Origin of the sequence: Corynebacterium sp. HMSC035E02, assembly GCF_001836065.1 — a bacterium.
GTDB classification, from domain to species: Bacteria; Actinomycetota; Actinomycetes; order Mycobacteriales; family Mycobacteriaceae; genus Corynebacterium; species Corynebacterium hiratae.
In genome coordinates this window covers 16,736-41,772 of sequence record NZ_KV827374.1, presented here as the reverse complement: position 1 = coordinate 41,772, position 25,037 = coordinate 16,736, and the positions used below count along the sequence as shown (strand labels likewise).

The 25,037-nt window shown below is 60.4% G+C and carries 27 protein-coding genes; 14 read left to right on the top strand and 13 right to left on the bottom strand.

Annotated elements, in window-relative coordinates; genetic code table 11:
• The 4 genes from HMPREF2635_RS11190 to HMPREF2635_RS11175 all read left to right on the top strand — a co-directional run.
• Positions 1-484: hypothetical protein (locus HMPREF2635_RS11190; RefSeq protein ID WP_141761712.1), on the top strand; the 484-nt coding region annotated here is incomplete at its 5' end.
• Positions 485-648: 164 nt separating this feature from the next.
• Entirely contained in the window at positions 649-852 is a 204-nt protein-coding gene (locus HMPREF2635_RS11185; RefSeq protein ID WP_070821773.1) for a hypothetical protein, read from the top strand.
• Between the two features lie 111 nt (positions 853-963).
• On the top strand, positions 964-1,536 hold the full coding sequence (locus HMPREF2635_RS11180) for a hypothetical protein (RefSeq protein ID WP_070821772.1): 573 nt from the start codon (positions 964-966) through the stop codon (positions 1,534-1,536).
• Between the two features lie 94 nt (positions 1,537-1,630).
• Positions 1,631-1,993, top strand: a complete 363-nt coding sequence (locus tag HMPREF2635_RS11175; protein WP_070821771.1) for a hypothetical protein — start codon at positions 1,631-1,633, stop codon at positions 1,991-1,993.
• A gap of 2 nt (positions 1,994-1,995) precedes the next feature.
• On the opposite strand, the gene HMPREF2635_RS11170 is transcribed toward HMPREF2635_RS11175, so the two are convergent.
• On the bottom strand, positions 1,996-3,162 hold the full coding sequence (locus tag HMPREF2635_RS11170) for a YihY/virulence factor BrkB family protein (RefSeq protein WP_070821770.1): 1,167 nt from the start codon (positions 3,160-3,162) through the stop codon (positions 1,996-1,998).
• 84 nt (positions 3,163-3,246) lie between these two features.
• On the opposite strand from HMPREF2635_RS11170, the gene HMPREF2635_RS11165 reads away from it, so the two are divergent.
• Positions 3,247-3,723 (top strand): S-ribosylhomocysteine lyase, encoded by a 477-nt coding sequence (locus HMPREF2635_RS11165; protein ID WP_070821769.1) that lies wholly within the window; start codon positions 3,247-3,249, stop codon positions 3,721-3,723.
• A 15-nt stretch (positions 3,724-3,738) separates the two neighbouring features.
• Here the strand turns inward: HMPREF2635_RS11165 and HMPREF2635_RS11160 are convergent, their stop codons facing one another.
• Positions 3,739-4,860 carry a UDP-N-acetylmuramate dehydrogenase gene (locus tag HMPREF2635_RS11160; RefSeq protein ID WP_070821768.1) on the bottom strand — a complete coding sequence of 374 codons (1,122 nt, stop codon included), beginning with the start codon at positions 4,858-4,860 and terminating at the stop codon, positions 3,739-3,741.
• Positions 4,861-4,884: 24 nt separating this feature from the next.
• Here HMPREF2635_RS11160 and HMPREF2635_RS11155 point away from each other — a divergent pair, with 24 nt between their 5' ends.
• From HMPREF2635_RS11155 to HMPREF2635_RS11145, 3 genes are read left to right on the top strand one after another with little or no spacing between them, the layout of a single operon-like run.
• Entirely contained in the window at positions 4,885-5,376 is a 492-nt protein-coding gene (locus tag HMPREF2635_RS11155) for a DUF2505 domain-containing protein (protein WP_046647832.1), read from the top strand.
• A gap of 27 nt (positions 5,377-5,403) precedes the next feature.
• Positions 5,404-6,213: a class I SAM-dependent methyltransferase gene (locus tag HMPREF2635_RS11150; protein WP_046647833.1), complete on the top strand. Its 810-nt coding sequence runs from the start codon at positions 5,404-5,406 to the stop codon at positions 6,211-6,213.
• A 23-nt stretch (positions 6,214-6,236) separates the two neighbouring features.
• Positions 6,237-7,034 (top strand): LmeA family phospholipid-binding protein, encoded by a 798-nt coding sequence (locus HMPREF2635_RS11145; protein ID WP_046647834.1) that lies wholly within the window; start codon positions 6,237-6,239, stop codon positions 7,032-7,034.
• Positions 7,035-7,037: 3 nt separating this feature from the next.
• Here the strand turns inward: HMPREF2635_RS11145 and HMPREF2635_RS11140 are convergent, their stop codons facing one another.
• From HMPREF2635_RS11140 to HMPREF2635_RS13735, 6 genes are all read right to left on the bottom strand, one after another.
• Positions 7,038-7,487, bottom strand: a complete 450-nt coding sequence (locus HMPREF2635_RS11140) for a deoxyribose-phosphate aldolase (protein ID WP_049154441.1) — start codon at positions 7,485-7,487, stop codon at positions 7,038-7,040.
• Positions 7,487-7,777, bottom strand: a complete 291-nt coding sequence (locus HMPREF2635_RS11135) for a DUF2516 family protein (protein ID WP_049154440.1) — start codon at positions 7,775-7,777, stop codon at positions 7,487-7,489. Before HMPREF2635_RS11135 ends, HMPREF2635_RS11140 begins: the two co-directional genes overlap by 1 nt.
• A gap of 13 nt (positions 7,778-7,790) precedes the next feature.
• Complete coding sequence (locus HMPREF2635_RS11130; protein WP_049154438.1) at positions 7,791-8,252, bottom strand: CGLAU_01105 family protein; 462 nt, start codon at positions 8,250-8,252, stop codon at positions 7,791-7,793.
• A gap of 15 nt (positions 8,253-8,267) precedes the next feature.
• On the bottom strand, positions 8,268-9,602 hold the full coding sequence (locus HMPREF2635_RS11125; RefSeq protein WP_049154436.1) for a DUF445 domain-containing protein: 1,335 nt from the start codon (positions 9,600-9,602) through the stop codon (positions 8,268-8,270).
• Between the two features lie 115 nt (positions 9,603-9,717).
• Positions 9,718-10,203, bottom strand: a complete 486-nt coding sequence (locus HMPREF2635_RS11120) for a hypothetical protein (protein ID WP_049154434.1) — start codon at positions 10,201-10,203, stop codon at positions 9,718-9,720.
• Positions 10,200-10,523 (bottom strand): phage antirepressor KilAC domain-containing protein, encoded by a 324-nt coding sequence (locus HMPREF2635_RS13735; protein ID WP_232761147.1) that lies wholly within the window; start codon positions 10,521-10,523, stop codon positions 10,200-10,202. The genes HMPREF2635_RS11120 and HMPREF2635_RS13735 overlap by 4 nt, the downstream gene beginning before the upstream one ends.
• A gap of 311 nt (positions 10,524-10,834) precedes the next feature.
• On the opposite strand from HMPREF2635_RS13735, the gene HMPREF2635_RS11110 reads away from it, so the two are divergent.
• Positions 10,835-11,752 carry an Abi family protein gene (locus HMPREF2635_RS11110; protein WP_070682406.1) on the top strand — a complete coding sequence of 306 codons (918 nt, stop codon included), beginning with the start codon at positions 10,835-10,837 and terminating at the stop codon, positions 11,750-11,752.
• Between the two features lie 196 nt (positions 11,753-11,948).
• On the top strand, positions 11,949-12,461 hold the full coding sequence (locus HMPREF2635_RS13340) for an IS1634 family transposase (protein ID WP_371326323.1): 513 nt from the start codon (positions 11,949-11,951) through the stop codon (positions 12,459-12,461).
• Between the two features lie 227 nt (positions 12,462-12,688).
• Here the strand turns inward: HMPREF2635_RS13340 and HMPREF2635_RS11100 are convergent, their stop codons facing one another.
• Genes HMPREF2635_RS11100 through HMPREF2635_RS11085 form a run of 4 tightly spaced genes read right to left on the bottom strand, consistent with a single transcriptional unit; the run spans position 12,689 to position 16,649 of the window.
• Complete coding sequence (locus HMPREF2635_RS11100; protein WP_049157597.1) at positions 12,689-13,060, bottom strand: membrane protein; 372 nt, start codon at positions 13,058-13,060, stop codon at positions 12,689-12,691.
• A gap of 47 nt (positions 13,061-13,107) precedes the next feature.
• Positions 13,108-13,857 carry a succinate dehydrogenase/fumarate reductase iron-sulfur subunit gene (locus HMPREF2635_RS11095; RefSeq protein ID WP_046647843.1) on the bottom strand — a complete coding sequence of 250 codons (750 nt, stop codon included), beginning with the start codon at positions 13,855-13,857 and terminating at the stop codon, positions 13,108-13,110.
• Entirely contained in the window at positions 13,857-15,878 is a 2,022-nt protein-coding gene (locus HMPREF2635_RS11090) for a fumarate reductase/succinate dehydrogenase flavoprotein subunit (protein ID WP_046647844.1), read from the bottom strand. The genes HMPREF2635_RS11095 and HMPREF2635_RS11090 overlap by 1 nt, the downstream gene beginning before the upstream one ends.
• Before the next feature lie 15 nt (positions 15,879-15,893).
• Entirely contained in the window at positions 15,894-16,649 is a 756-nt protein-coding gene (locus HMPREF2635_RS11085; RefSeq protein ID WP_046647845.1) for a succinate dehydrogenase cytochrome b subunit, read from the bottom strand.
• A gap of 401 nt (positions 16,650-17,050) precedes the next feature.
• Between HMPREF2635_RS11085 and ramB the strand changes: the two genes are divergently transcribed.
• Positions 17,051-18,457, top strand: coding sequence for an acetate metabolism transcriptional regulator RamB (ramB, locus tag HMPREF2635_RS11080; RefSeq protein ID WP_070821767.1), 1,407 nt, complete (start codon positions 17,051-17,053; stop codon positions 18,455-18,457).
• Positions 18,458-18,955: 498 nt separating this feature from the next.
• On the opposite strand, the gene lpdA is transcribed toward ramB, so the two are convergent.
• Positions 18,956-20,368, bottom strand: coding sequence for a dihydrolipoyl dehydrogenase (gene lpdA, locus HMPREF2635_RS11075; RefSeq protein ID WP_070511293.1), 1,413 nt, complete (start codon positions 20,366-20,368; stop codon positions 18,956-18,958).
• A 675-nt stretch (positions 20,369-21,043) separates the two neighbouring features.
• Between lpdA and HMPREF2635_RS11070 the strand changes: the two genes are divergently transcribed.
• The 3 genes from HMPREF2635_RS11070 (at position 21,044) to HMPREF2635_RS11060 (ending at position 25,036) form a co-directional block, all read left to right on the top strand.
• Positions 21,044-22,465 carry an alpha/beta hydrolase gene (locus HMPREF2635_RS11070; RefSeq protein ID WP_070511291.1) on the top strand — a complete coding sequence of 474 codons (1,422 nt, stop codon included), beginning with the start codon at positions 21,044-21,046 and terminating at the stop codon, positions 22,463-22,465.
• A 38-nt stretch (positions 22,466-22,503) separates the two neighbouring features.
• On the top strand, positions 22,504-23,583 hold the full coding sequence (locus HMPREF2635_RS11065) for an alpha/beta hydrolase (RefSeq protein WP_070511289.1): 1,080 nt from the start codon (positions 22,504-22,506) through the stop codon (positions 23,581-23,583).
• A 94-nt stretch (positions 23,584-23,677) separates the two neighbouring features.
• Entirely contained in the window at positions 23,678-25,036 is a 1,359-nt protein-coding gene (locus tag HMPREF2635_RS11060) for a M1 family metallopeptidase (protein ID WP_049157605.1), read from the top strand.
• The last annotated feature ends 1 nt before the right edge of the window (position 25,037 follow it).

Here is a 25,037-nt window from a genome sequence, read left to right as displayed (position 1 = left end):
GGCGGGTGCCGCGCTCTTCCAGACCGGCGGCATCATCGACGTCTTCCGCACGCACCGCATCCCGGCGAACGTGTCCCTGGACTGCGTCGACCCGCTCATCGCTCCGAAGGCGCCGAACCTGGTGTGGCTGCGCTCCCCGCTGGACCTCGCTGCGGCAGGCCACAGCGTGAAGGCCGCGGCACTGACCTCGCTTGGCTTCGGCCATGTCAGCGCGCTCATCGTCTACGCTCACCCAGGTGTGTTCGAGCAGGCTGTGTCCCAGCAACGCGGGGCGGATGCCGCCGCCCAGTGGCGTGAGCGCGCCGAGCAGCGCCTGCGTGCTGGCCGCGCCCACTTCGAGGCCGGCATGCTGGGCCGCGCCCCGCTCTTCGAGGTCATCGAAGGCCGCCGCCTTCCGGCACAGGACGCCAAGGCCGCCGAGATTGCCATGCTTCTCGACGACACCGTGCGCCTCACCGATGACGACACCTACCCCTCCGCCTAAGGCGCTAGCCCCCTAACAGCAAGCCCTTAGAACAAGCCGAGGACCTCCGCTCAGAAGCGGGCCTCCTCGGCTTCTTTTCTGTCTGCACCCTTCGCCTCGTGATAGTTTTTCGCATAAGGCACCGTTTACTTAATTGCGAGACTTCCAGGAACCAGGGGTGAAGCATGGATATCGAGAAGTTCCTCATGACAGCTGTCGGCTCACTCAGCGTCATTTCCCTTGCCGGTTGGCTCATCGCTGATTACGAGTGGTCAACCAGGGCCACGACGGTTATGGGGTTTGGATTCCTAGTCTCAGCACTGATTAATAAGCGCGGGCAAGAAAAGGCCGCTGGCCACCGCCAGGTTTCGGAAGAATCTGCGCAGTGACAGCGTTTGGGCAGTTAGGAGCGCTCCCCGGCTAGCCGCTTTCCCAGGTCCAGTAGCCATGCGGCGATTATTATCGGAGCTCATCGGACGCTCCCTTGAAAGAAGCTACTCATGACCCAACCTCCGTATCCGCCGCACACCCCGCCTCCGGGCCCCAGTCAGCAGGGGCCACGACAGCACGGCAGCCCACAGCAAAACCCCTATGCCAACCAGCCCTTCCCTCCACAGGGACCTCCTTATGGCAGCCCTGGTGGCGGTTACGGGGCTGCCCATCTCCAGCCAGAGCCGCCGAAGAAAAAGTCCGTCGTTGGAATCATCGCCACGGCGCTCGCCGTACTGGGAACAATCATCGCCTGCATCCCCGGCATCTACGTCGCAGGCTGGATCATTCTCCTCGTAGCTCTTATTACCGGCGCCGTCTCACTTTTCCTCAGCAACCAGTCAACTGCGTGGGGAGCAGTCGCCCTGATCATCACTGTGGTGGGCAGCTTGATCGCCTCGGTCGTCTTTTTCTTCTTCATGGCCGCAAAATTCATCGGGTCGCTTCCGGACACTACGCAAACACCCGGAATATCAAGTTCTGTCGTGGGCACGACGGTGCGCCCCTGGGATGAGGAGGAGACGCTGGACAGCACGGGCTCCCCCCACCCCAACAGCAACGGAATACTACGAAAGCGTTCCTGATGAGAACGGAAACCAAGTCATTGAAGAAGGCACGCCCGGTTCTCGTTCTAACCCGCTACCGCTCAACACGACGCTGAAAGGACCGGAATGGCACGTGGATGTCAGCAACCTCAACTTTGATGGCACGGACGAAGTCATGGCCGCGGACCCTTCCTACAAGCAGCCAGACGACGGGAAGAAATACCTGGTCTTTGATTTGACCTTGACGTACGTGGGCAACGAGACCGACGCCGGCTCGGAAATGGCGTTCCTGTACTTCGGCCCGGGCGAGGAGTCGAATGGGCAGCCTCTCATGTGGGATGTCAATGGGTTTATCGACGTAGACACTCCCTTCCAACCGCAAGAGAAACGTACCGGCCGAGTGGCCGTCAGCGTGCCTGAGAACGGCGCGGAAGACGGCACGTTCGGCATCGTCGTGCCGGGCACCGAGATTCCCTTCCACCTCGCTTTGAAGTAGAGCTACATCCCTGCCGTCTCGTCCTGTGCCTGCCGCGCGTTATCTGAAATCTCACGCGCTCTCTGTTCCAAGCTTTCTTGGGCGCGGGCCTGGGCTTGGGAGGAGCTATCAGAGCGCGGCGGGGCTTGGATAAAACGCTCCGAGTGTAGCCCCAGTTGCAGTTCCTTGGCGCGCAACACCTCAGCATCAATTTTGATGCCGACGATGAGCACGGTGTTCATCAACCACATGGCCATGAATACCGCCATGACGGTGCTCAGCGCACCATAGGCGCTGGCCGCAGCGAAGTACTTCAGGTAAAGGCCTACCAGCCCCCAGGACACTACTGTGCCCACGAGCGCCACCACGGAGCCATAGGTAATCCACCTAAAGCGCCCGGGCCGCACGTTGGGGCCGAAGTGATAGAGCACCGCGATGAGCGTGAGCACCACAACCACGGTGACGGGAAAGCGCAGCCAGTTCCACACCGGGAGGAAGATTCGCACCAAGTACGTGGCGGCGTCTTCTAGTCCTACGTTGCGCGCAAGCGGAATCAGCCCCTCATTAAGAACTGCATCACGCAGTAAGTTGGCAAAGAGCACGATGACCGCGCCGACCACGATGACCGCTGTCAGCCCCCACATCAGCGCCCACGTGCGGATGATGCCCCGGCCCTCCACCCGGCCGTACACGGTATTGGCAGTGCGCGAGAAGGCCCGCACATACGCCGACGCTGAAAACAGCGAAATGGCCAGGGAAATGATCAGTGCCAACGTGCCCTGCGCGCTAGAGCCGATGATCGTGCCGACGACCGTATGGGCTTGCTCAGAAAGCGAGCCAGGGACGTACTGTTCGATGAGCTCTGAGGTCAGCTGCTCCACTTCCGCTTGGCGGGAGGAGAAGATGAGCGTGGCAATGGAGTAGGCGGCCAGTACCGTGGGCGCAAAAGCCATGAGCGTGAAGTAGGTCATCCCGGCGGCACGGTCCATGAAGGCATCGTGGAAAAAGTCATTCCACGTGCGGCGGATGATCAGCCCCCAGCTCTCCTTGCGGAGCCGGTTGTCCCTGGAGAAAGGGTCGCGTTCCTCATCGTGGCCCTGGACCTCAAGGATGGTCGAGCTCTTAAACGGCACGATGGTCTCTGGCTCTTCGGCCGGAATAGCGTTGCCACCAATCTCCTCTTCGCTCATATCTGACCAGCGTATGCGGCACAGCCCGCATTCAGGGGAAGGACACTCGGGCCACAGGCTAAGCCGTGGTTACACTGGGAAAGCATGACTGAGAAGAACACCGAGAACAAGATCAACGTAAAGTCCTTCGAGCTCGACCACCGGCTTGTCGACGCCCCCTATATCCGCGTCGCCGACCGCACCGACTTGGGCGGTGGGGGCGAGATTATCAAGTATGACCTGCGCTTCTGCCAGCCCAATAAAGCGCACCTCGGCACTGAGGCGATCCACTCGGTCGAGCACATGATGGCTAATTTCATGCGCAACTACACCGACAAGCTCGTTGGCTTTGCCCCGATGGGCTGCCGCACCGGCTTCTATGCCATCACTAACGGCATGGAGCAGGATGAGCTGCTCCTCGCCGTCGAGGGCGCGCTCAACGACATTCTCAATGCCACCGAGGTTCCCGCCGCCAACGAGGTGCAGTGCGGCTGGGGCGCCCACCACTCACTCGAGGGCGCGCAGGAGGCTGCGCGCAATTTCCTCGCGGCCAAGGATGAGTGGCTCAACGTCATGGCCTAGCCACCCCAGTCCTCCTTAAATGCTCACACCCAGCCAGATGGGCTCCGGCTCCAGCGTCACACCGAAGGCCTTCTGAACCCCGGCGCGAATCTCGCGGGCCAGCGCAACGATGTCGTCTGCGGTGGCCTCACCGCGGTTGGTCAGCGCCAGGGTGTGCTTAGTGGACAGCGTTGCCCGCGCTCCTGACTCTTCACCCGGGTAGCCCTTGGCAAAGCCGGCTCGCTCGATGAGCCAGGCGGCGGAGAGCTTTTCCTTTCCTTCTCTAGATGCGGTGCCGCTTGCCGGCACCGCATGGCGCGGCATGCGGTCAGCATCCTCGTCGCCGCGGGCGGCGCGGACTGCTTCCTGGATGGAATCGGCAACCTTCGGTTCCACGATGGGGTTGGTGAAGAAGGAACCGGCTGACCAGGTGTCGTGGTCTTCTGGGTCGAGCACCATGCCCTTGCCGCGACGCAGCTTCAGCACTTCCTCACGGACGTCCGCGACCGGGCGGCGCTCACCGGGGTTCTGGGTGAGCTGGCCAAAGCGCAGGGGTGTGGACAGTCCATCGGTGGTCAGCTGCAGCTCAATAGCCAGCACCACGCCGCGTCCAGTGAACTTCAGGTTGGAGTAGCGATACGCCAGCTCTAATTCTTCCGCCGGTACCCAGCTCGCGGTCCGCGTAGCGCGCTCATAGAGGTAGACCTGCGTGAGGACGTCGGAGGTCTCCGCGCCATAGGCGCCGACGTTCTGTACCGGTACGGCACCCGCATTGCCCGGGATGCCGGACAGGCACTCAATGCCGCCCAGGCCGCACTCCACGGTCAGGGCCACGACGTCATCCCACACCGCGCCCGCATCAGCGCGCACGAGGCCGTTGGCCACGGTGACATCGATATCCTCGAAGTCGAGCACCACGACCACGACATCCAGCTGACCTTCCGCCACCACGAGGTTGGAGCCACCGCCGACGACGAGGTAGTCCTGGGAGGCGTCGTCAAGCGCGGCCAAGGCCGCAACCGCCGACTCAGCGCTGCCGCAGCGCACCGTCACCAGCGGTGCACCACCGATGCGCAGCGTCGTGAGATCGGCGAAGGTGGTCTCGGAATCCAGCGTGACTCCGTCAATGTCAGCGAGGGTCAGGAATTTATCTAGCACGTCTACCAAGGTAGTCTGTAACTCATGTCAACCCGTAGCGAAAACACCGTTATCATCAACCAGCCCATCGATAAGGTGCACAAGGCACTGACCACTCAGGAGTACTGGGACTTCATCGTGGCCAAGCTGTCCCCGGAACCGGGTACCGTGCACGAGTTCACCGGCAACACCGCTGTGCTCTACGAAATTCTTCCGACCTCCCTCCTTCCGGAGGCCGTTCGCGCCATGGTCTCCCAGGATCTGAAGGAAAAGCGCACCGTGACCATCGGCGAGTTGGTCGACGAGCAGATTTCCGTCTCCTTCACCGCTGACGTCAAGGGCACCCCGGTCGACTTCAAGGGTGACATCACCTACAAGGCCCAGGATGAGACCACCGTTCTGGATTACGTCACCGAGGTTTCCGTCAACATCCCGATGATGGGCGCTGCCATCGAGCCGAAGGTCGCTGAAGCTCTGCAGGAGCTCTACACCAACGAGGGCAAGCTCACCGAAGAGTGGATCTCCAACAACCTCTAAACAACTCCCTACACCACAGTTGTTGCCATGGCCGATCACGCGCATAACCTGAAGGCTCAGGAAAGCGCTGGTCGGCCTTTTGGCGTTGTTACCCGCGGCACCACCAACCCCAACCGCCTGCGCCGCTGCGATCGGTGGATGGTGGCGCACCCGGAGATCTCCTCGCTGTTGCGCTCCACGAGTAAGCCGCTGGCTCTCGACGTCGGCTACGGCGCTTCCCACACCACCACCGTGGAGTGGGCCGGCTGGCTGCGCAGCGTTAACCCGCATACCCGGGTAACGGGCCTAGAGATTTCCCCCGAGCGCGTCCTGCCGCCGCGCGATGGTGTCAGCTTCGAGCTCGGCGGCTTCGAGCTTGCCGGCTACCGCCCGCAGCTGGTGCGCGCCTTCAATGTGCTGCGCCAGTACGACGTCGACCAGGTGGAGAAAGCCTGGAACACGGTGACTTCACGCTTGGCTCCCGGCGGCTACTTCGTGGAGGGAACCTGCGACGAGCTGGGACGCAGATCGGCCTGGGTGCTTCTCGACGCCTCCGGCCCGCGCACGCTGACCCTCGCCTGGGATCCCTTCGACGTGGAGCGCCCCAGCGATATTGCGGAGCGCCTTCCCAAAATCCTCATCCACCGCAACGTGCCGGGTGAACCGATCCACGAGCTCTTGCAAGCGGCCGACGCCGCCTGGGACCGCGCCGCCGGCTGGTCTCCATATGGCCCGCGGGTGCGCTGGCGCATGGCGCGCGAAGAACTCCGGCAGACAGTCCCCATCCACCCGGTGAACCGCCGCCTGCGGGACAACGTTCTCACAGTGGATTGGGACCTGGTAGTTGGCCAACTTTAATCCAGTGCGCCACACTAGTAGTCATGGCTTCTTCTAAATCTCCCGCCTCGACGGCCTGGAAAATTTTCATCGGCGTACTGGTGACGCTCCTGCTCATCATCTTGCTTGCTGAGCTCGGCCTGCGCTGGTTCTTGGGTTCTCAGATGAAGAGCCAATTTACCCAGTCCGCCAAGGAGCAGGGCGTGGAGACCTCCGAGGAACCGGAGGTGAGCTTTGGTGCCAGCCCTATGGTCTTTGGTTTGCTCAACGGCAAGATTCCGCAGATGGATATGAAGACCCCGTCCACGCTGAAGATTGAGGGCACCACCATCACCGGCCAACCGGCCGCTGATGTGCACGTCGAAGACATGACGCTGTCCAAGGAGCCGGTTGCGGGCACGCTGCGGGCTTCGACGACGGTGCCGGATCAGTTCCTGCTCGCCAGCTTCCAAAAGGCCATTGCTGAGCAGTCCGGCTATGACGCCTTGGGCAACCTGGTGGTCACCGCGATTACCGCCAACGATGCCGAGGACGACCTCGAGGTGGAATTTGCCGGTGGCCTAGCCACGCTCTCGCTCAAGCCGGAGGCTCGCGACGGCAAGCTCGCCATCGATGCGAAGGAAGCATCGCTCTTCGGCTTCGACCTGCCCGAGCAGGCGACCTCCGCGATCTCGAATGCCTTGGCCGAAGGCATGGAGGAACAGCTCGCGGGCCAGCAGCTGACCTTTGAATCCGTGGATGTTGGGGCTGGGGAACTGACGCTCACCCTCATTGGCCACGACGTTCCAATGAGCGAACTCGATTCCGCCACCGCGCCAGCACAGCAGGCACCGGCTAATTAAGAATTAAAGGCTCTCTATGGAGAGCTGCGTATCCAGGGCTTCGTCGTCTGAAACGACGGAGCCCGTTTCAATGAGGCACTGATAGCCCGCTTGCTCGGCAGCACGCGCATACTCCGGCAACGGCAGAGCCGGACGCTCAGGAAGAATGAGCCCCAAGCGCACGGGCAGCGGGCAGGCCTCGCGGAGAGTGACGAGCTCGGAGAGGAGCGAGGTGGCATCCCCGAGCAGCGCATCCACCGCAACCCACACCTCGGCGGCACCTGATTGCACGGCCAGCCGCGCCTCCGCCGCCTTCACCAAGGAGTGGTGGCGGCCGGTGGGATAACCGGCAACAGCAATAACGTGCTCGGCGCCCTCAGCGGCAAGCACGTGGTGCGGGGAGACCAGCACTCGCTGTTGCCCCGCCGACTGGGTTCGCACCTCCTCCACGGAGGCCTCAAGCAGATTCAGCATTAGTAGGAATAATCGCCGTTGATGATGGCCTTGAGCTGCGGGCGCACGTCAAACCAATACACGCCGGTGATGATGGCACCAATCCAGCTGACAAAAGGCAGCGGCAGGTTCATCAACAGGGCGGAGCCGAAGAGCAGGCCGACCCATACCCACTTGTTCTGGCGGTCACCGGCGCGGAAGGCATCCTCCCGCGTCATCGCCGCTAGGACGGCACCAAAGAGGGCGAAGAGAGATACCGCGATGAAAATGTAGTGCGGTATCGACGCAATAATGTTAAGAAAAGTGTGCATCAAGAAAGACTAACTAGTTCTCGTCAACTACTTCGCCGTCAATGACATCGTCATTCGGCTTCTGTGCGTAGGGGTTGCGCGGGCTCTGCGGCTCTTGCGGCTGCTGGGCATGCTTGCCCTCCGCGCGCTGCTCCTTGGCGTTGTTGATAGCGCCCTGAACACCCTCACGGGTCTCGTTGAAGGCCGTGGTGAAATCCTCACGGGCCTTTTCAAAAGACTCCGAGTTGCGGGTCTCGCGCGCTGCGGAGGACACAGACTCCCCAATGTTCTTGGCCGTGGAGGTCACGCGGTCAAAGAAGGACTCTTCCTTCGCGGTGCCATCACCCATGCCCGCCTCATCGGCGGCGCGGGCAATGCGATCCGCCTGCGCGCTCTGGGCTTGGTTCTGGCGCTCCTCCTTGAAACGGCCACCAAAATCCTTGGCCACATCAAAAGCAGAGGAACCGGCATTCTTGATTGAGTCAAATACGGACATGGTCGTCACTCCTTGTTAGACGCCAAAAAGCAGATGATTAACAGTGTAGATAACCAACCCCGCCAGCGCACCCACAACCGTGCCGTTGAGGCGGATGAACTGCAGGTCCTTGCCCACCATGAGCTCGATATTCTCGGAAGCCTCCTGGGCATCCCAGCGCTTAATGGTCTCCGGAATAATCGCGATGATCTCCGGGGCGAATTTCTCCACCGCGTAGCGCGCGGCCTTGTCCACCAGCTCGTTGGCCTGGGCCAGGAACTCGGAATCCTCCAGCAGGCGGTGCGCCAATTCCTTCACCTTGGCGGTGATCTTCTGGCGCAGGAAGGACTCTGGGTCGGTGAGCTGTTCAATGAGCGTGGAGGAGACCGTCGCCCACATCGCCGCCGGCGCCTTCTGCGCCTGATCGGAGGCCAGCATCTCCTGCTTGATGCCTTCGATGCGCCCGCGCATGTCCTCATCCCACTGCAGGTCCGAAGCCAGCTTGGACAGGTTGCGGCGAATGGCCAGGCGGGCTTCGTGGTTGCCGTTGCGGCGGACCTCATCGGCGAATTCCACAAGCTCGGCGTAGACCTTCTCCCCCACCATCTCGCGGGCAAAGCGCGGCGCCCAGCCGGGCATGCGCTCATCAATGGCGGTGACCACCGTGGATTCCATGCCGAGGATCTTGCCGTGCGCCCACTCAATGAGGTCATCTTCCAGCGGCCGCGCCTTGCCTTCCGCGATATAGCCCTCCAGCAGGCGCCCCAGCGGCGGGCCCCACTCCGGCTCTGCCAGACGGTCCATGACTTGGGTGCGGATGAACTGCTCTGCCTCCGCCGGGTCTAGGTCTGCGACCACGCTGGCTGCGCGCTCACCAATCCACGCGGAGACCTCCTCCGCCCGCCCAGGCTCCACGCCCTGGCGCGCCAGCCACAGCGGTATCTCTGCCTCCCGCACCTTGGCGCTGAGCGCATCCGCGGTGAGGAAGTTCTCCTCCACGAAGTCCTTGAGCGCATCACCCACGCGGTCCTTGTTGTTGGGAATGAGTGCGGTGTGCGGGATGGGCAGCCCCATGGGCCGGCGGAACAGCGCGGTCACAGCGAACCAGTCCGCCAATCCACCGACCATTCCTGCCTCCGCTGCCGCGCGCACGTAGCCCACCCAAACGGGAGCCCCGCTTGCCGACGCCTGCCACCACGAGCACCCCAGAAAGATCACCGCCGCACCAATCAGGAAGGACAGCGCAATCGCCTTCCAGCGGCGCAGGTCCGCCCGGCGCGCCTCCTGGTTTCCTGGCTGCGGCACAAACGACGTCTGCGCCGCCGACGTTTCCCGAGCCGGCTCAAGCCCTGCGTCTGCGCGGTGCGTCATGGGTTGGTTCTCCTTGGGTCTGCGTAATGATGGGGAATAGTGAATCCATTAATCAACATTAGTGGGCGTACCGGACACATTCGATTGCCACCAACACTAAGATCGACTCCTAGCTTTATGAACGCCAGCCTGCCGAGGGCCCGTTTGTGGTTCCGTAGATGAACCGTCCGGCATCCAACGCCTGCTGATCAAAGAAACCGAACCTAGCCGCCAGCACGCCTTTCGCCTTCTGGTGGTTACGGGAAGTGGCGGTCATGAACACCACACCCGCTATCAACTCGGCGAGCTTCTCCAGTGTCACCCAGTTGGATGATTCCTCGGTGTGGTCGTTGTCGATGTCCATCACGACACAGTCCGAGGAAATGAAGCTCGCAGACGAGCGCCGGTCGTTGGTGTAGGTTGCGGCGACGTGATCCAACCTGGCCACCTGCTCCAGCCCGGCTTGGTCGGTGATCTGGTGGTGGTTCGGGATGTCCATCTGGTGAGCCCAGTCGATCTCGGCGCGCTGAATCGCTTTCAGGGCCCGGTAGCAGGTCGGGTCAGGGTATCCTTCGACGTTCTTCTTCGGTATTCCGATATCAAGAAGCGCAGTGGTGGTCATCTGGCGTCCTCGCCTTCACGCTCGACCACCGGCAGCAGGCCACGGATGTTCTTCAACAGGTCATAGATGAACAGGCGGCCTTTCTGCGTCCAGTACATGTGGGTGCAGGTCTTGCCCTCGTCGTACTCGTACGTCTTGGACTGGGTGTAACCCTTCTCAGTAAACTTGGCGTAGAGGAACCAACGCCCGGGCTGGTGAAACTGCACCTGCTCCCCGCGCAGAATCTGGTTGAGCTTCTTCGCCGACAGGCCGTAGTCCTTGGCGATCTCGGTGGTGGTGATCAGCGACGGCGACGCCAGCACCACGTCGTAATAGGACACCTTCGCTGGTAAACCTGACCTGCTGGATGCCACCAGCCGTTTCAAGGGGGTAGTGATTAACGACCCCCTGCAATGACGCGCCAGGGCATCTTTCGTGTTGGCGTAGCCGAGGGCGGTCGCCACGTCCCAGCCGCAGAACAGGACCTGTCCGCCCGAGGTGATGGTTCGGATCGTACCGATGGCTCCATGTCCCGTGCTCTTGCCTCGGCGTCATCAACCAGGTAACCTCGTAGTCAACATGACCGGTTCCGCTGCCCGCCTCAATGGGAGTCCAGGGCCGGTCTTCGTTTTTGTATCAAACAGGGGTGTGCGTGGAGCAGGTGAAGCAGTTCAAGACCTACGGTGAACAGGTCGAATTGCTTCGTCAGCGTGGGATGCGAGTGGATGATCCCAAGCATGCTGAGACGCTGCTGGCTCAATTGAACTACTACCGCTTGTCCGGATACTGGTACCCGATGCGCCGTTTCTCCCAAGACGACGGCACTGCCCGAGATGAATTCGTTGAGGGAGCATCGTTTGACCTGGTGGTAGCCCTCTATGGGTTTGACGAACAATTGCGCCACAGCGTGTTCATCGAGCTTGATCGCGTGGAGTTGGCTATTCGAACCAAGCTCGGTCACGAGCTGGGTCGCCTTGACCCGCTGATCTATTTGGATCCCCAGCGTTTGAGCGCCCGGGCACGGCAGCGAAACAAAGACGGGCGTAGCGTGCACGAGGTGTGGCTGAGAAAGTACCAGTCGGCATTGAAAGCGTCGAAGGAGGACTTCGTCGCCCACCACAAATCCAAATATGGCGGGACTCTACCCATCTGGGCGGCTGTCGAAATCATGGATTGGGGGATGCTGTCGTACCTGTACGGCATGTCGCCCAATATCGTGCGCAAACGGATTGCCGAGCCCTGCGGCCTAACTGGTCCTCAGCTTGAATCATGGCTGAAATCCTTGAATATTCTGCGTAATTACGCAGCTCATCATGCAAGGATGTTCAACCGTGTTTACGACATCAAACCGAAACTGAACAATGACGTCAGGCTGGCTCCGGTAGCTGAAGGAATGAATCGCGTGTTCGGGCAGCTCTCCCTTATCCAATACTTGCAGCGCCAACTGGAATTGTCTCCAGCCGACCGGCTACCGAAGCTGTTCCACACCTACCCGCACAATCCCATCGTGCCGTTTTCTCGCACAGGAGCACCTGACAGCTGGGGCGAGTTGCCTCTCTGGCGCGTCTAATCTTTGCGGTAGTAGTCGCATTCGTACCCGTCTGCGTCGAGTGTCATGGCGTGGACGAGTAGGTCACGAGCGACTGCTTGGACGATGTTCTCGACGAGTTTCTCGCCGTAGTTCTTCAGCCGCCCCCACTTGCATCCGGTTGTGACACCGCTGTAGGACTCACTTCCAGCACTCCCATGTTCGGGCTAGACGCAGCCTGCGCGGAATCGGCAAGCAAATAGCGAAAGCCAAACGCGCTGTTGACGGCGATATCGCAATCAAGCGCAACCGCTATATCGATCTTTCCGCCTCAAACAAGAAGGTCAACTACGCTCTTGCCGCCAAACACCGAGCCCTAGCCGGAATTAAAGGCTATGAAACCGACCTGACTACTCTTCCCGCTAGTGAGGTTATAGGGCATTACCGCAGGTTATTCAACATTGAGAAATCATTTCGGATGTCGAAATCAGACCTGAAAGCACGCCCAATCTACGCCAGGAAACAAGACTCGATCACAGCCCACCTCAACATCGTCATCGCAGCCCTAGCCGTGGCCCACCTGATGGAGACCCGCAGTGGTCAATCCATCAAACGCCTCGTGAGAACACTCAAGAAATACCGCAGCTTTCAACTCGTCGTTGGCGGCGAAACCATCCACGCCGCAGTACCACTACCCCCGGAAATCCAAACCCTCGTCAACACCATCACCACCCCAACCCTTCGGCACTAATTTGAGCCAAGTCAGGTTAGTGTTCGCGTCGCTCCCTGCGGCGCCATTCACGCGTATGGCACCGTAGGGGCGTCGCCAAGCGCCCGCTCCCCCTCTCCGCCCGCCCAGCACCCACCCCAAACGCCAACAACCCCCGCCTCCTCACATGGTCTCCCATGTGTGTTTGGAGGTGGGGGTTGTGGTGGTGTCAGTACAGAAACTTAGGCGTTCAACGGCCTAGGAGGTGCCTAGTTGATGCGGCCGGTTTCCTTGCGGTACTGGCGGTAGTAGCGGCGGCCATACTTGACGGAGACGATAGCCAGGATGGCTACGACGACGCTGGCGATGGCGCCCACAATCAGGTTGATCTGGTAGTCAGCACCGGCGGTGCCCTGCGGGTACAGCTTGGTGCCGAAGCCCCAGATCAGGATGCCCAGCGCCGGCAGGATCGAGAGAACCAAGCCCATGCCCACCCAGGTGGAGGTGCGCAGCAAAGAAGAGTGCGGTGCACTGTAAGAAACGGGGTCATATCCCTCGATGTAGGAGTCCTGAATCTTACCGGAGAACTCCGGGTAGGTCTCGCTGTGGTGATCAGCAACTGCCGGGTTGAGGTCGCTCATGGCTGAAACTTTCTCTCGTTCCTGTTAATCCTGTGAATGACTATAGCTTAGTCGTCCTTGCCGCGGAAAGCAGCACGTGCACGTTCGCGGGTAACCGCGGAAACCGCGGTCAGCGGCACACCAGCCGGGCAGACGTCGGCGCACTCGCCGTAGAGCGAGCAGTGGCCGAAGTTCTGCTCCAGATCGTCCACCATGTTGCGTGCGCGGCGTCCACGCTCTTCCTTGCCCAGCGGCATGAGGGAGAGGTGAACCAGCTTGGCGCCGGTGAACAGGTGAGCAGCACCGTTCGGGCAGGATGCCACGCAGGCACCGCAGCCGATGCAGGCGGCGTGATCCAGGGCGTACTCGGAGGTCTCGTGGTTGACGTGCAGGGTGTCAGCGTCCGGAGCGGTACCCGCATCCATGGACACGTAGCCGCCCTGCTCCATGACGTGGTCCAGCTTGGCGCGGTCCACGATCATGTCCTTGATGACCGGGTAGGCAGCGGAGCGGAAAGGCTCCAGCTTGATGGTGTCGCCATCCTTGAACTGGAACAGGCGCTGCTGGCAGGCCGGGGTGTTCTGACCCGGGCCATGCGGGCGACCGTTGACCAGGAGGCCACAGGTACCACAGATGCCCTCACGGCAGTCGGAAGCGAATGCGAACGGCTCGGTGCCGGCCTCAATGAGGCCGTCGTTGACGTGGTCGAGCAGCTCCAGAATGGACATCTGCTCGGCGGCGTCGTCAACCTGCACGGTTTCGAACTTGCCTTCTTGCGTCGGTCCGGCTTGACGCCAGATCTCAAGTGTCAGTTTCATTACTTGTAGTTCCTTGTCATCAGCGGGATCGAATCAAAGTACAGCGGCTCAGCGTGGCGGATGAACTCGCCCTCAGCAGCGCCCGGCTCCCATGCGGAAACGAAGCACCAGTTCTCGTCATCGCGCTCGGCCTCGCCGTCCTCGGAGAGGTGGTCCTCGCGGAAGTGAGCACCACAGGACTCGTCGCGGTCAAGGGCGTCAATACACATGAGCTCACCCAGGTCGATGTAGTCAGCAACGCGCAGACCATACTCGAGGACCTGGTTCATGTCGTTAGCGTCACCAGTGATGCGGACGTTAGCCCAGAAGTCCTTGCGCAGTGCGCGGACCTTCTCGATGGCAACCTTGAGGTCCTCGACATTACGGGACACACCACAGCCCCAGTAGAGGATGTCACCCAGCTGGCGGTGGTAGTACGCCGGGCCGTGCGGATCCTCGCCCTGGATGGACATGAGGCGGTCGATGCGAGCCTGTGCGCGAGCAACGGCGTCGTTAGCCTCGGCGGAATCCTCGGCCAGCTTGGCCTCACCCAGGTGGTGAGCCAGGTAGTTCGGGATAGTGAACGGCAGGGTGAACCAGCCATCAACGGAAGCGGACAGCAGGGAGTTAGCACCCAGGCGGTTCGCACCGTGGTAGGTCCAGGAGCACTCACCGGCGGCGAAGAGGCCGTCGATGGCGGTCATCTCGTTGAAGTCCGTCCACAGGCCACCCATGGTGAAGTGGCAGGTCGGAGCGATACGCATCGGGGTCTCGTAGGCGGACTCACCGATGGCCTCTTCGTACATCTCGATGAGGTTGGAGTAACGCTCGCGGATCTTGTCCTTGCCCAGACGCTCGATGGCGTCGCGGAAGTCCAGGTACACGGAGTTGTGCAGCGGACCAACGCCCAGACCCTTGTTGATCTGCTGGGAAATGGCACGGGAAGCCACGTCACGCGGGACGAGGTTACCGAAGGCCGGGTAGCGGCGCTCTAGGAAGTAGTCGCGCTCCTCTTCCGGAATCTCGTTAGCAGGACGGTCATCGCCCTCCTTGATCGGAGACCAGATGCGGCCGTCGTTACGCAGCGACTCAGACATGAGGATGGTCTTGGACTGCCACTCGGAATTGACCGGCAGGCCGGTCGGGTGGAACTGGATGAATGCCGGGGAAGCCAGGTAAGCACCAGCCTCGTACGCACGCATCATGGCGCCAGCGTTGGAGTTCTTAGCCAGCGTGGACATGTGGTAGACGTTGCCGTAACCGCCGGTACCGAGGATGACTGCGTGGCCGGTGAAGGCCTTGAGCTCGCCGGTGATGAGGTTACGGGTCACAATGCCGCCGGCACGCTTGGTGCCGTTGTCGTTGTAGGTGATGACGTCCTGCATATCGTGGTGAGCGAAGAGCTCCACGTTGCCCAGGCCAATCTGGCGGTACAGCGCAGAAGTGGTGGACAGCTGCAGCTGCTGGCCTGTTTGACCACGGGTGTAGTAGGTGCGGGAGACCTGCACGCCACCGAAGGAACGGGTAGCCAGGGTGCCGCCGTACTCGCGAGCGAACGGAGCGCCGATGGCGTTCATGTGGTCGATGACGCGGATGGACTCATAAGCCAGGCGCCAGCAGTCGGACTCGCGGCAGCGGTAGTCGCCGCCCTTGACGGTGTCCTTGGTGTGGCGGTAGGCGGAGTCGTTATCCACCTTCTTGTGGCGGGAAGAGTTCACACCACCCTGCGCAGCAATGGAGTGCGCGCGACGCGGGGAATCGTGGTAGGTGAAGACCTTCACCTTGTATCCCAACTCGCCGAGGGCAGCCGCAGCGGAACCAGCAGCCAGGCCGGTACCGACGACGATGATTTCGAACTTGCGGCGGTTCAGCGGGGAGACCAGCTCCATGTGGTCCTTCTGGTAGCTCCACATGTCCTTCATCGGGACGCCGTGCGGCTCGTGGGACTCCAGGATGCGGCCCGGCTTGACACCCGGGACGATGGACTGCGGGTGCGAGAAGTTCGGGTGCTCGCGCTTGAGTTCAGTATTCGCGTTAGTCATGGGTTCAAAACTCCTTTAGCTGACCCAGCCCAGGGCGACGGACAACGGCATAACGATGTTTGCCAGGCACACGACGGCCGGGACGATGTACGCCAGGATGACAAAGACCTCGCGCCACTTAGCACCGGTAATGCCCAGGTCGGAAGCCGCAAGGCGGATGCCGTGGGTCAGGTGCAGGAAGAGGCAGAGCATGGCAACGATGTAAATGATGGTCACCGGCCAGCGGGAGAAGGTAGCGATCATGTTGGCCTTCACTTCGCCATGAGCGAAAGCCTCCGGAGCGATCGGCTGAACACCCATCGTCAGGTCCAAGATGTGGAAGACGATGAACAGGAGCAGCACGACGCCGGTCACCAGCATGGTCTTCGTTGCGAAGGAATCCATGCCGCCCATCAGGTTGGTGCGCTTGAACTTACCGCGGGATGCCTTGGAGCGAGCGGTCAGCGCAAAGGCGCCGTAAATGTGGGCGATCACGCACGCCAGCAAGACGATGCGGATGATCCACAGAAGGTGCCCGCTCGGAATCAGCGGATCACCCATGCTGCGCAGGAATGCGCCGTAGGCATCGATGGCTTCCTCGCCATTGTGGGCCGGCAGGTAGAGCTTCAAGTTGCCGGCCATGTGTCCTACAACGAACAGCGCGAAGAACAGACCGGTAATTGCCATCGTCAGTTTCAAAGCCCAGGACGGAATTCCTGGCTTAGGACGAATCGTTTCATTAGTAATGCGGCCGTGAGCAAGGGCTTCACGGTCAGGATTTTTTACAGACATGACACCTCCATTGTCGCCCTTACCTTACGCAGGACTGCGCGCTGACCACTACTTATCCCTTTGCTTTTAACGCCCCCTCCCCCACCTACAGGCCCCTGACAGAAATGAGTTAAGGCAAGGGTTGCCTTAAGTGTCCCCCAACTTATGCCGGTCTACCTTGATCACTTCGCTTTACGCAATATTAACCTTGCGAAAACATTTCGCGGTTGAGACTTTTGTCACAGGGTGTGACTCGAGTGACGACCCTACCCCTTTAGGTGTCAAACTTTCGCTTGGTACACACCCCTCACCGCCCCTTCACGCCCCGCTAACACCCCCACTTCGCAGCGAAGTTAAAATGCTTCACACATTCCTTGCAAAACTATTGTTATGACCGAAAGGCACTAGGTAACCTAGCTCACATGAGCAAGACATACGTAGGTTCGCGCCTGCGCCAGCTGCGCCGCGAACGTGATCTCAGCCAAGCCTCCCTCGCCGCTACGCTGGGGCTTTCCGCTAGTTACGTTAATCAGATTGAACATGACGTACGCCCCCTCACCGTTCCGGTCTTGCTTAGGATTACTGAAGCATTTGGTGTGGATGCCACTTTCTTTTCCCGTGACGATGACTCGCGGCTACTCGCCGAGATTCAAGATGTCGTCCAGGACCAAGAAATCTGCCCCTCCCCCGTGGAATTACAGGAATTGTCCGAACTGGTTTACAACCACCCCACCGTTGCGCGCACGCTCGTCGACATTCACCGCCGCTACCGCAATATCCGCGACAAGCTTTCCCTCGCCACCGATCCCCGCCGCTCCGACGGCAACCAGGCGCTGTCCATGCCGCACGATGAGGTTCGGGATTTCTTCTATGCCCGCCAGAATTATCTCGATGAGTTAGATCAGCATGCAGAGGCGATCTCCGCGGAGCTCGACGTCGTCCCCTTCCACATCCGCGACATCGAACAGGCTCTGGACGACAGACTCACCACCCAGCACGGCGTGGAGATCCTCACCACCGATCGCATGGATGGCACGCTGCACCGCTTCGACAAGGACAGCGGGACCCTTCGCCTTGCCAGCCGGCTGAGCGTCGGCCAGCGCGCCTTCCGCATGGCAGCTGAGCTTGGCTTCCTCGAAGCGGGCGCGCTTTTCGACGAGCTCGTGGAGGAAGAACCGTTTACTTCAGAGGCCTCCATCAACTTGGCCAAGCGGGGTATCGCCAATTATTACGCTGCGGCCACGCTCCTCCCGTATGGCCTCATCCATAGCGAAGCCGAACAGTCGGGGTACGACGTGGAATACCTCTGCAATGTCTTCGGAGTGGGCTACGAGACGATTGCCTCCCGCCTCTCCACGCTGCAGCGCCCCAACAAGCGCGGCATCCCCTTTACCTTCGTGCGCGTTGACCGCGCCGGCAACATGTCCAAACGCCAATCCGCCACCGGCGTGCACTTCTCCAACTCCGGCGGCACCTGCCCCCTATGGAATGTGTACGAGTCCTTCTCACACCCCAACACCATTTCCCGCCAGTTGGCGCAGATGCCAGATGGGCGCAATTACCTATGGATCTCACGAACGGTGAGCTACCCACAAGGCCGTTTTGGGGATACGAACAAGCTCTTTTCCATCGGTCTGGGCTGCGAGGCACGCCATGCTAATCGCACCGTGTACGCCCAGGGGCTAGACCTCAATGCCCTTTCCGCCGCCACTCCCATTGGCGCCGGCTGCCGCACCTGCCCGCGCCAGAATTGCTCCCAGCGGGCATTTCCCGCCATTAACGAACAGCTTGTCGTCGACGCCCACCGCTCTGCAGTGGCACCCTATTAACTAAAGCTAGTTAACGGCGTAATCGCACAGGTTTTAAATCATCCATCTTTACGCCGTTAACGCAGATGAATCTTAAAAGCTGGGGAGCACTCTCCATCGAGCGAAAGCCTCCGAAGAAAGATACTGAAGCAAGAAAGGGGCCTACTTAGTGCGATGAGCTGGAATTATGACCCAAACCCTCGGCGCTATACATTGTCCTACAAGCCCCACCCCATGGTTTTCATTGCCAAATCTGATGGATTTTCCCGACTCGGTTGTTCTATCATGGTCAGCGACCGATAATCACCAACAGAAAGGATTATTATTATGTCCAGCTTTGGCGAGAACTTCCTTGGCCAGATCCAGAAGCTCGTGCTGACGATCGTCAACGCACCGTTCGCACTGTCTTCCAAGCTCTTCGGCTAAGGCCAGTCGCGCTTCGGCGCTAAAACCAACACTCCCCCTCACCGCCACCGATTCACGTCGATGGGATGAGGGGGAGTGTTCTTGTTTTAGTTCTTAGAGGTTAATCATGTGGCCGCCGATGCCCTCGGCTGCTTCCTTCATAGCCTCAGACAGCGTCGGGTGAGTGTGAACGTTGCGTCCGATCTCCTCTGCAGTGAGATCGAAGCGCTGCGCCAGGGTCAGCTCCGGCAGCAGCTCGGACACGTTCGAGCCCACCATGTGACCACCAATGAGCTCACCAAACTCGCCGTCGGCGATGAGCTTGACGAAGCCCGCGGTCTCATTCAGACCAGCTGCCTTACCGTTAGCGGAGAACGGGAAGGTAGCAACCTTGATGTCGCGGTCAGCGAACTTCTCACGAGCCTGCTCCTCGGTGTAGCCGAAGGAGGCCACCTGCGGGTTGCAGAAGGTGGCGCGCGGCATGTTCATGTAGTCACCCAGCAGCTGGGTCTCAGCGCCGGCGATGACCTCAGCAGCCACAACGCCCTGCGCCTCAGCCACGTGAGCGAGCTGCAGCTTCGCGGTGACGTCACCAATGGCGTAAATGCCCTCAACGTTGGTGCGCATGTAGTCATCAATAGCGATGGCGCCGCGCTCAGTGAGCTCGACACCGGTGTTCTCCAGGCCGTAGCCCTCGGTGCGCGGGGCGAAGCCGATGGAGACCATGCAGCGATCCACGGTCAGCGTATCGGTCTTGGAGCCGTCCTTGGACTCGACCTCAACGGTGACATTGTCACCGTTATCCGTGATGGCGGTGGTCTTGTAACCAGTCAGGAGCTTCACACCAAGCTTCTTGTATTCCTTGGCGATAGCCTTGGATACATCCTTGTCCTCGTTCGGAAGGACGCGGTCCATGAACTCCACGATGGTCACGTCTACGCCATAGTTGGCCAGAACGTACGCAAACTCCATACCGATGGCGCCTGCGCCAACGATGACCATGGAATCCGGGGCCTCATCGCTGAGGATCTGCTCCTCGAAGGACACGATGTTGCCGCCGATTTCCACGCCCGGAAGGGAACGGACGACGGAGCCGGTGGCGATAATGCAGTTGTCAAAGGTAACGGTCTTACCCTTGTCATCGCCCTCGGTAATCTCGATGGTCTTGGCGTCCTTGAAGGAGCCGAGGCCATTGATCTCCGTAATCTTGTTCTTCTTCATCAGGTAGTGCACGCCCTTGACGATGCCCTCCGAGACCTTGCGGGAGCGCTTGTGCGCAACACCGAAGTCGAAGGAAACATCGCCGGAAATACCAAAGGCCTTCGCCTCATGGTTGAAGGTGTGTGCAACTTCAGCGTTCTTAAGAAGAGCCTTGGACGGGATGCAGCCCACGTTGAGGCAAACACCGCCCCAGTACTGCTTCTCAATAACGGCAACCTTCTTGCCCAGCTGGGCAGCGCGGATGGCGGACACGTAGCCGCCGGGGCCCGCGCCGAGTACTACAACGTCAAAATGTTCATTAGTCACGCCCTATAGGATACGTAACTTTGTGCCCGCTGTCCCACCACCCCCATGCTGTGCTCTCGTATCAGTCCATAACATTCCTGATACGCAAGCCACAGTGCACTGATGCGTAGAGGGCACACAACGCACAAAATAACCCCCAACCACCCGAGGGGGCGATTAGGGGGAGAGAAACGTGGGGCCGCACGCCCCGCAGCTGTTTAGTAAAGACCCCAATCCAGGGCGATCTTGGAGGAAGTAGAGGAGCCGGAGTGAGCGAACTGGCCCAGCACCTGGTTGATGGAAACGAGGATGGTGTCAAAGAGGTTCATTCTTCTTCTTTCTGTTGGTCTTCTAGCAGCCTTCACGGCCTCGTGCGATGTCACTATGCGGCACTGCCACCTTCTGCCTTGCAGGACGGCCGCCGCAGTAACGGTCTCCGCATCTGGTTCGACTAACGAATAGGCCGGACATTGCGTTACATAGCCCACGTTAACGCACGGAAAGATTATGACACGGTTTCCACTTCAATACCACCATTAACTTTAATATCTTGGTATGTTTAAACACGTTACCCTTATCTTGGGGTGCTGAAATTCCCATCTACCAGCACTATTGCCCATCTCATGGGTGGCGTGTCCGGAGCATCTTTTACACTTGCCCCTACATTTCCGCTCATCACTTAGAAAGCGAGATTCTATGAAGATTGCGCGCTCTCTCACGACGCTTGCGGCAGCCACTGCCCTAGCACTTGGCGCCGTAGCATCCCCTACCGCGGGCGCATCCGAGGTCACCCCGGAACAAATCCGCGGTGATGCCACACCGTCCACCATTTCCGAGCTCGACATCTACGGGGAGATTGAAAAGTACCTGCCCAAGGACTCCGCCGGAAACCCGTCGCCCTCCCGCCAAGAATATGAAGACGCCATTGGTAAGAACGTCACTTTTAAGGACGTTGACGTCAATGAGATCCCGGACAGCAAGCAGTGGATGGGCTACGTCCTGAAATACCCGGACTACCGTCAGAGCGTCAAGGCCCTCAATGCCACCGCACCAGCGATGGACCGCACCGTCCCTCTTGCAGTAATTACCCCAGACGGCACCTTTGATTCTTCCCGCCCCACCCTTTATCTACTCAACGGTGCTGGCGGTGCCGAGCAGGGCATGGACTGGCTGATAGCCACCACGCGCGAAGACTTGGATCCCAACAAGGAGGGCACCCAAGAACTCGATGACTACTACGGTGACCGAAACGTCAACGTCGTCATCCCGCAGGCAGGCGCATTCTCCTACTACACCGACTGGGTTACCAGCCCGGACCGCAGCTACCTCAAGGGCCCGCAGAAGTGGGAGACCTTCCTCACCAAGGAGCTACCGGGACCGCTGGAGAAGCACATCAACGCCAACGGCAAGCGCGGCATCGCAGGCATGTCCATGTCTGCTACCTCATCGCTCGTCTTGGCCCAGCACAACCCCAACTTCTATGACGCTATCGGGTCCTTCTCTGGCTGTGCGGCCACCTCGACTCCACTGCCGAACTTCTACACGCAGCTGACCGTGAATCGTGGCGGTGGAAGCACCGAGCAGATGTGGGGACCGATGGGCGGTGACTACAACCGCTACAACGATGGACTCATCAACGCCACAAAGAACAACATGGGTAATTCCCAGGTCTACGTCTCCGCTAACTCGGGGTTTGCCGGAATGAACGATTTGGGTTCGTCCAGGATTGAAAAGCAAGGCCTGGCCGGAGCCTTGAAGTCCTCCTCCACCCTGGTGGTGGAAGGCGGCGTCATCGAGGCAGCGATGAATGCGTGCACCCACGACCTGCAGGCAAAACTGCAGCGCGAAGGTGTCAAAGCGGATTTCAACCTGCGCAATACCGGTACCCACTCCTGGCCGGGCTGGTTCGATGACATCAACTCCTCCTGGCCCACCTTCGCTCGTGCCTTTGGTCTGCCGGTGGAGCCGGTCTCCACGCGGGCGTCGGAAAGCGCGGTGAACACGGACGCTAACGCCAAAGCTGAGGATGCCGATAAGCAGAATATGGAAGAGGCCGAGAACGATCCCAAGACCCCGGCCGACTCCCGGCCAGTAGCCCCTGAGGCCATCGAACAGTAAGCTCAACTCGCCATATTGATTGTTAAATAAGGAACGTAATGAAGCGTCTTAGCTCTCTCCTCGCCGCCGGCGCGCTCTGCGCTGCCGCGCTTATCAGCCCCGTTGCGGGTGCGGCCACCATCACCCCGCAGCAGGTTGCGGGTGACACGCCGCTGTCCACCATCTCGGACTTGAACGTCACCCCGGAGGTGCAGAGCCAGAAGTGGTACGAGCACTTCAAAGATGACGCCCGCGTTCTCAAGCTGGAGGCTACGTCACCGGCCATGAACGGCCGCGCGATTCCGCTGGCTGTTATCCCTGCTAAGAACCCGGACCGCCCGACCTTGTACCTGCTCAACGGCGCCGGTTCCGCGGAGCAGGACTCCGATTGGCTGTACATGTCCGATGCCGTGGACTTCTACGCGGACAAGGACGTCAACGTTGTCGTTCCGCAGGCAGGTGCTTTCTCCTACTACACCGACTGGCTGGAGGAGCCCAACGGCAAGTACCTCAAGGGCCCACAGAAGTGGGAGACCTTCCTGACCAAGGAGCTGCCTGGCCCGCTGGAGTCTCGCCTGAACGCAAGCAACAAGCGCGCCATTGCCGGCATGTCCATGTCCGCAACGTCTTCCCTGCTGCTGGCGCAGCACAACCAGGGCTTCTATGACGCGGTTGGCTCCTTCGCCGGCTGCGCCGCAACCGCCTACCCCACGGAGTACCAGTTCCTGCGCCTCACCGTGAACCGCGGCGGCGGAGAACCGGAACAGATGTGGGGCCCGATGGGCGGTGACTACAACCGCTACAACGATGCCCTGATGAACTCCGAGAAACTGCGCGGCACCAAGCTGTACATTTCCTCCGCATCGGGCTTCGCGGGTGAGCAGGATACCCCGTCCTACTACATGAACAAGGGCTACAGCCCGCTGGCCGCCTACGCGGGTTCGGCACAGCTGCAGGTTGAGGGCGGCATCATCGAGGCCGCGGTCAACCACTGCACCCATATGCTCAAGGCCAAGCTGGATAAGCAGAACATTCCAGCCACCTACAACTTCCGCAACGTGGGCACGCACTCCTGGCCGGGCTGGCGCGAGGACCTGGTGAAGTCCTGGCCCACCTTTGAGGAAGCTTTCAACTCCTAAAAAGTGAGCGGAGCGTGTCGCCCCACGGTCTGGCGCGGCGTGCTCGCTCCCCTGGCTTCGGATAACCCAGACAGGGCGGTAGGATAGCGGCATTATGAAGCTGCTTTCTACCGCCCTTTCGCATATCTCCGCCGCTCGCGACCGCGCTGCACTTACTCGGGATAGCTACACGAGGGTGGATTTCAACCTCGGCTTCGAGGTCACCCACTATGACTTGGACCTGACCTACCGCGTGGAACCCAACATGCTGCAGGGCGAAGCCATCCTCCACATTCGCGCGCTGGAGGACTTTGACAAACTCACGCTTGACCTCGGCGGCGCCATGGTGGCTCGCCGCATCACGGCGAAACACGCACCCCGCGTGGCCAAGTTTCGCCTGTCCGCCGGCAAACTGCGGCTGACCTTTGCCGACACCATCGTGGAGAACCAAGAGTTTGAGCTGCACATTCGCTATGGCGGCTCGCCGCGGCCACTGCGCACTCCGTGGGGTGAAATCGGCTGGGAGGAAACAGATTCCGGCTCCCTGGTGGCCAGCCAACCCAACGGTGCACCCAGCTGGTTCCCCTGCGATGACACCCCGTCGGAAAAGGCCACCTACGATATTCGCATCACCGCTGACGATCCTTTCGTGGTGATTTCCAACGGCAAGCTGGTCTCCCGCCGCAGCGCAGGCGGTTCCATGACGCGCTGGCACTACCGCGTCAAGCACCCTATGGCCACGTACCTCGCCACGGTGCAGATCGGCGAATACTCAGAGATTGACCTGGGCCGAGACGTCCGCGCTTGGGCGCCGGCTCGCCTGAAGCAGGTAGTCCTCGAAGAGTTCGCCCAACAGCAGGAAATGCTGGACTTCTATTCCTCGCTCTTCGGCCACTACCCTTTCCCCGACTACCAAGTGGTCATCACCGATGATGAGCTGGAGATCCCGCTGGAGGCCCAAGGCCTGTCCATTTTCGGATCCAACCACGTCAAGGGCGACCACCTCTTTGAGCGACTCATCGCCCACGAGCTGTCCCACCAGTGGTTCGGCAACTCCGTGGGCCTTAGTGAGTGGAAGGATATCTGGCTCAACGAAGGTTTTGCCTGCTACTGCGAGTGGCTGTGGTTCGAGCACGCGCATGGCCGTCCGGTGCATGAATCGGCGCGTTCGCACTATCAAGTGCTCGCACGCAAGAAGCAGGACATCGTGCTCGGTGATCCGGGCACGCGCGACATGTTCGATGACCGCGTCTACAAGCGCGGCGCGCTGACTGTTCACGCACTTCGCCGCCTCGTGGGCGATGAGGTCTTCTTCCGCACGGTCCGGGATTACCTCACCGCATCCCAGCACTCCGTGGTCACCCCGGAGGATCTCATCAGCCGTGTGAAGAAGGAAGCGGCAGATCCTGCTGCGGTCGATGCTTTGTTGGACGAGTGGCTCAACCACACCGCGCTGCCCAAGTTCCCGGTCTAGA

What these genes read in the sequence shown, in the direction of transcription:
- HMPREF2635_RS11185 (WP_070821773.1), top strand. Translation starts at nt 649, where the DNA reads ATGGATATCGAGAAGTTCCTCATGACAGCTGTCGGCTCACTCAGCGTC.
- HMPREF2635_RS11180 (WP_070821772.1), top strand. Translation starts at nt 964, where the DNA reads ATGACCCAACCTCCGTATCCGCCGCACACCCCGCCTCCGGGCCCCAGT.
- HMPREF2635_RS11170 (WP_070821770.1), bottom strand. Translation starts at nt 3,162, where the DNA reads ATGAGCGAAGAGGAGATTGGTGGCAACGCTATTCCGGCCGAAGAGCCA.
- HMPREF2635_RS11165 (WP_070821769.1), top strand. Translation starts at nt 3,247, where the DNA reads ATGACTGAGAAGAACACCGAGAACAAGATCAACGTAAAGTCCTTCGAG.
- HMPREF2635_RS11155 (WP_046647832.1), top strand. Translation starts at nt 4,885, where the DNA reads ATGTCAACCCGTAGCGAAAACACCGTTATCATCAACCAGCCCATCGAT.
- HMPREF2635_RS11150 (WP_046647833.1), top strand. Translation starts at nt 5,404, where the DNA reads ATGGCCGATCACGCGCATAACCTGAAGGCTCAGGAAAGCGCTGGTCGG.
- HMPREF2635_RS11145 (WP_046647834.1), top strand. Translation starts at nt 6,237, where the DNA reads ATGGCTTCTTCTAAATCTCCCGCCTCGACGGCCTGGAAAATTTTCATC.
- HMPREF2635_RS11140 (WP_049154441.1), bottom strand. Translation starts at nt 7,487, where the DNA reads ATGCTGAATCTGCTTGAGGCCTCCGTGGAGGAGGTGCGAACCCAGTCG.
- HMPREF2635_RS11135 (WP_049154440.1), bottom strand. Translation starts at nt 7,777, where the DNA reads ATGCACACTTTTCTTAACATTATTGCGTCGATACCGCACTACATTTTC.
- HMPREF2635_RS11130 (WP_049154438.1), bottom strand. Translation starts at nt 8,252, where the DNA reads ATGTCCGTATTTGACTCAATCAAGAATGCCGGTTCCTCTGCTTTTGAT.
- HMPREF2635_RS11125 (WP_049154436.1), bottom strand. Translation starts at nt 9,602, where the DNA reads ATGACGCACCGCGCAGACGCAGGGCTTGAGCCGGCTCGGGAAACGTCG.
- HMPREF2635_RS11120 (WP_049154434.1), bottom strand. Translation starts at nt 10,203, where the DNA reads ATGACCACCACTGCGCTTCTTGATATCGGAATACCGAAGAAGAACGTC.
- HMPREF2635_RS11100 (WP_049157597.1), bottom strand. Translation starts at nt 13,060, where the DNA reads ATGAGCGACCTCAACCCGGCAGTTGCTGATCACCACAGCGAGACCTAC.
- HMPREF2635_RS11095 (WP_046647843.1), bottom strand. Translation starts at nt 13,857, where the DNA reads ATGAAACTGACACTTGAGATCTGGCGTCAAGCCGGACCGACGCAAGAA.
- HMPREF2635_RS11090 (WP_046647844.1), bottom strand. Translation starts at nt 15,878, where the DNA reads ATGACTAACGCGAATACTGAACTCAAGCGCGAGCACCCGAACTTCTCG.
- HMPREF2635_RS11085 (WP_046647845.1), bottom strand. Translation starts at nt 16,649, where the DNA reads ATGTCTGTAAAAAATCCTGACCGTGAAGCCCTTGCTCACGGCCGCATT.
- ramB (WP_070821767.1), top strand. Translation starts at nt 17,051, where the DNA reads ATGAGCAAGACATACGTAGGTTCGCGCCTGCGCCAGCTGCGCCGCGAA.
- HMPREF2635_RS11070 (WP_070511291.1), top strand. Translation starts at nt 21,044, where the DNA reads ATGAAGATTGCGCGCTCTCTCACGACGCTTGCGGCAGCCACTGCCCTA.
- HMPREF2635_RS11065 (WP_070511289.1), top strand. Translation starts at nt 22,504, where the DNA reads ATGAAGCGTCTTAGCTCTCTCCTCGCCGCCGGCGCGCTCTGCGCTGCC.
- HMPREF2635_RS11060 (WP_049157605.1), top strand. Translation starts at nt 23,678, where the DNA reads ATGAAGCTGCTTTCTACCGCCCTTTCGCATATCTCCGCCGCTCGCGAC.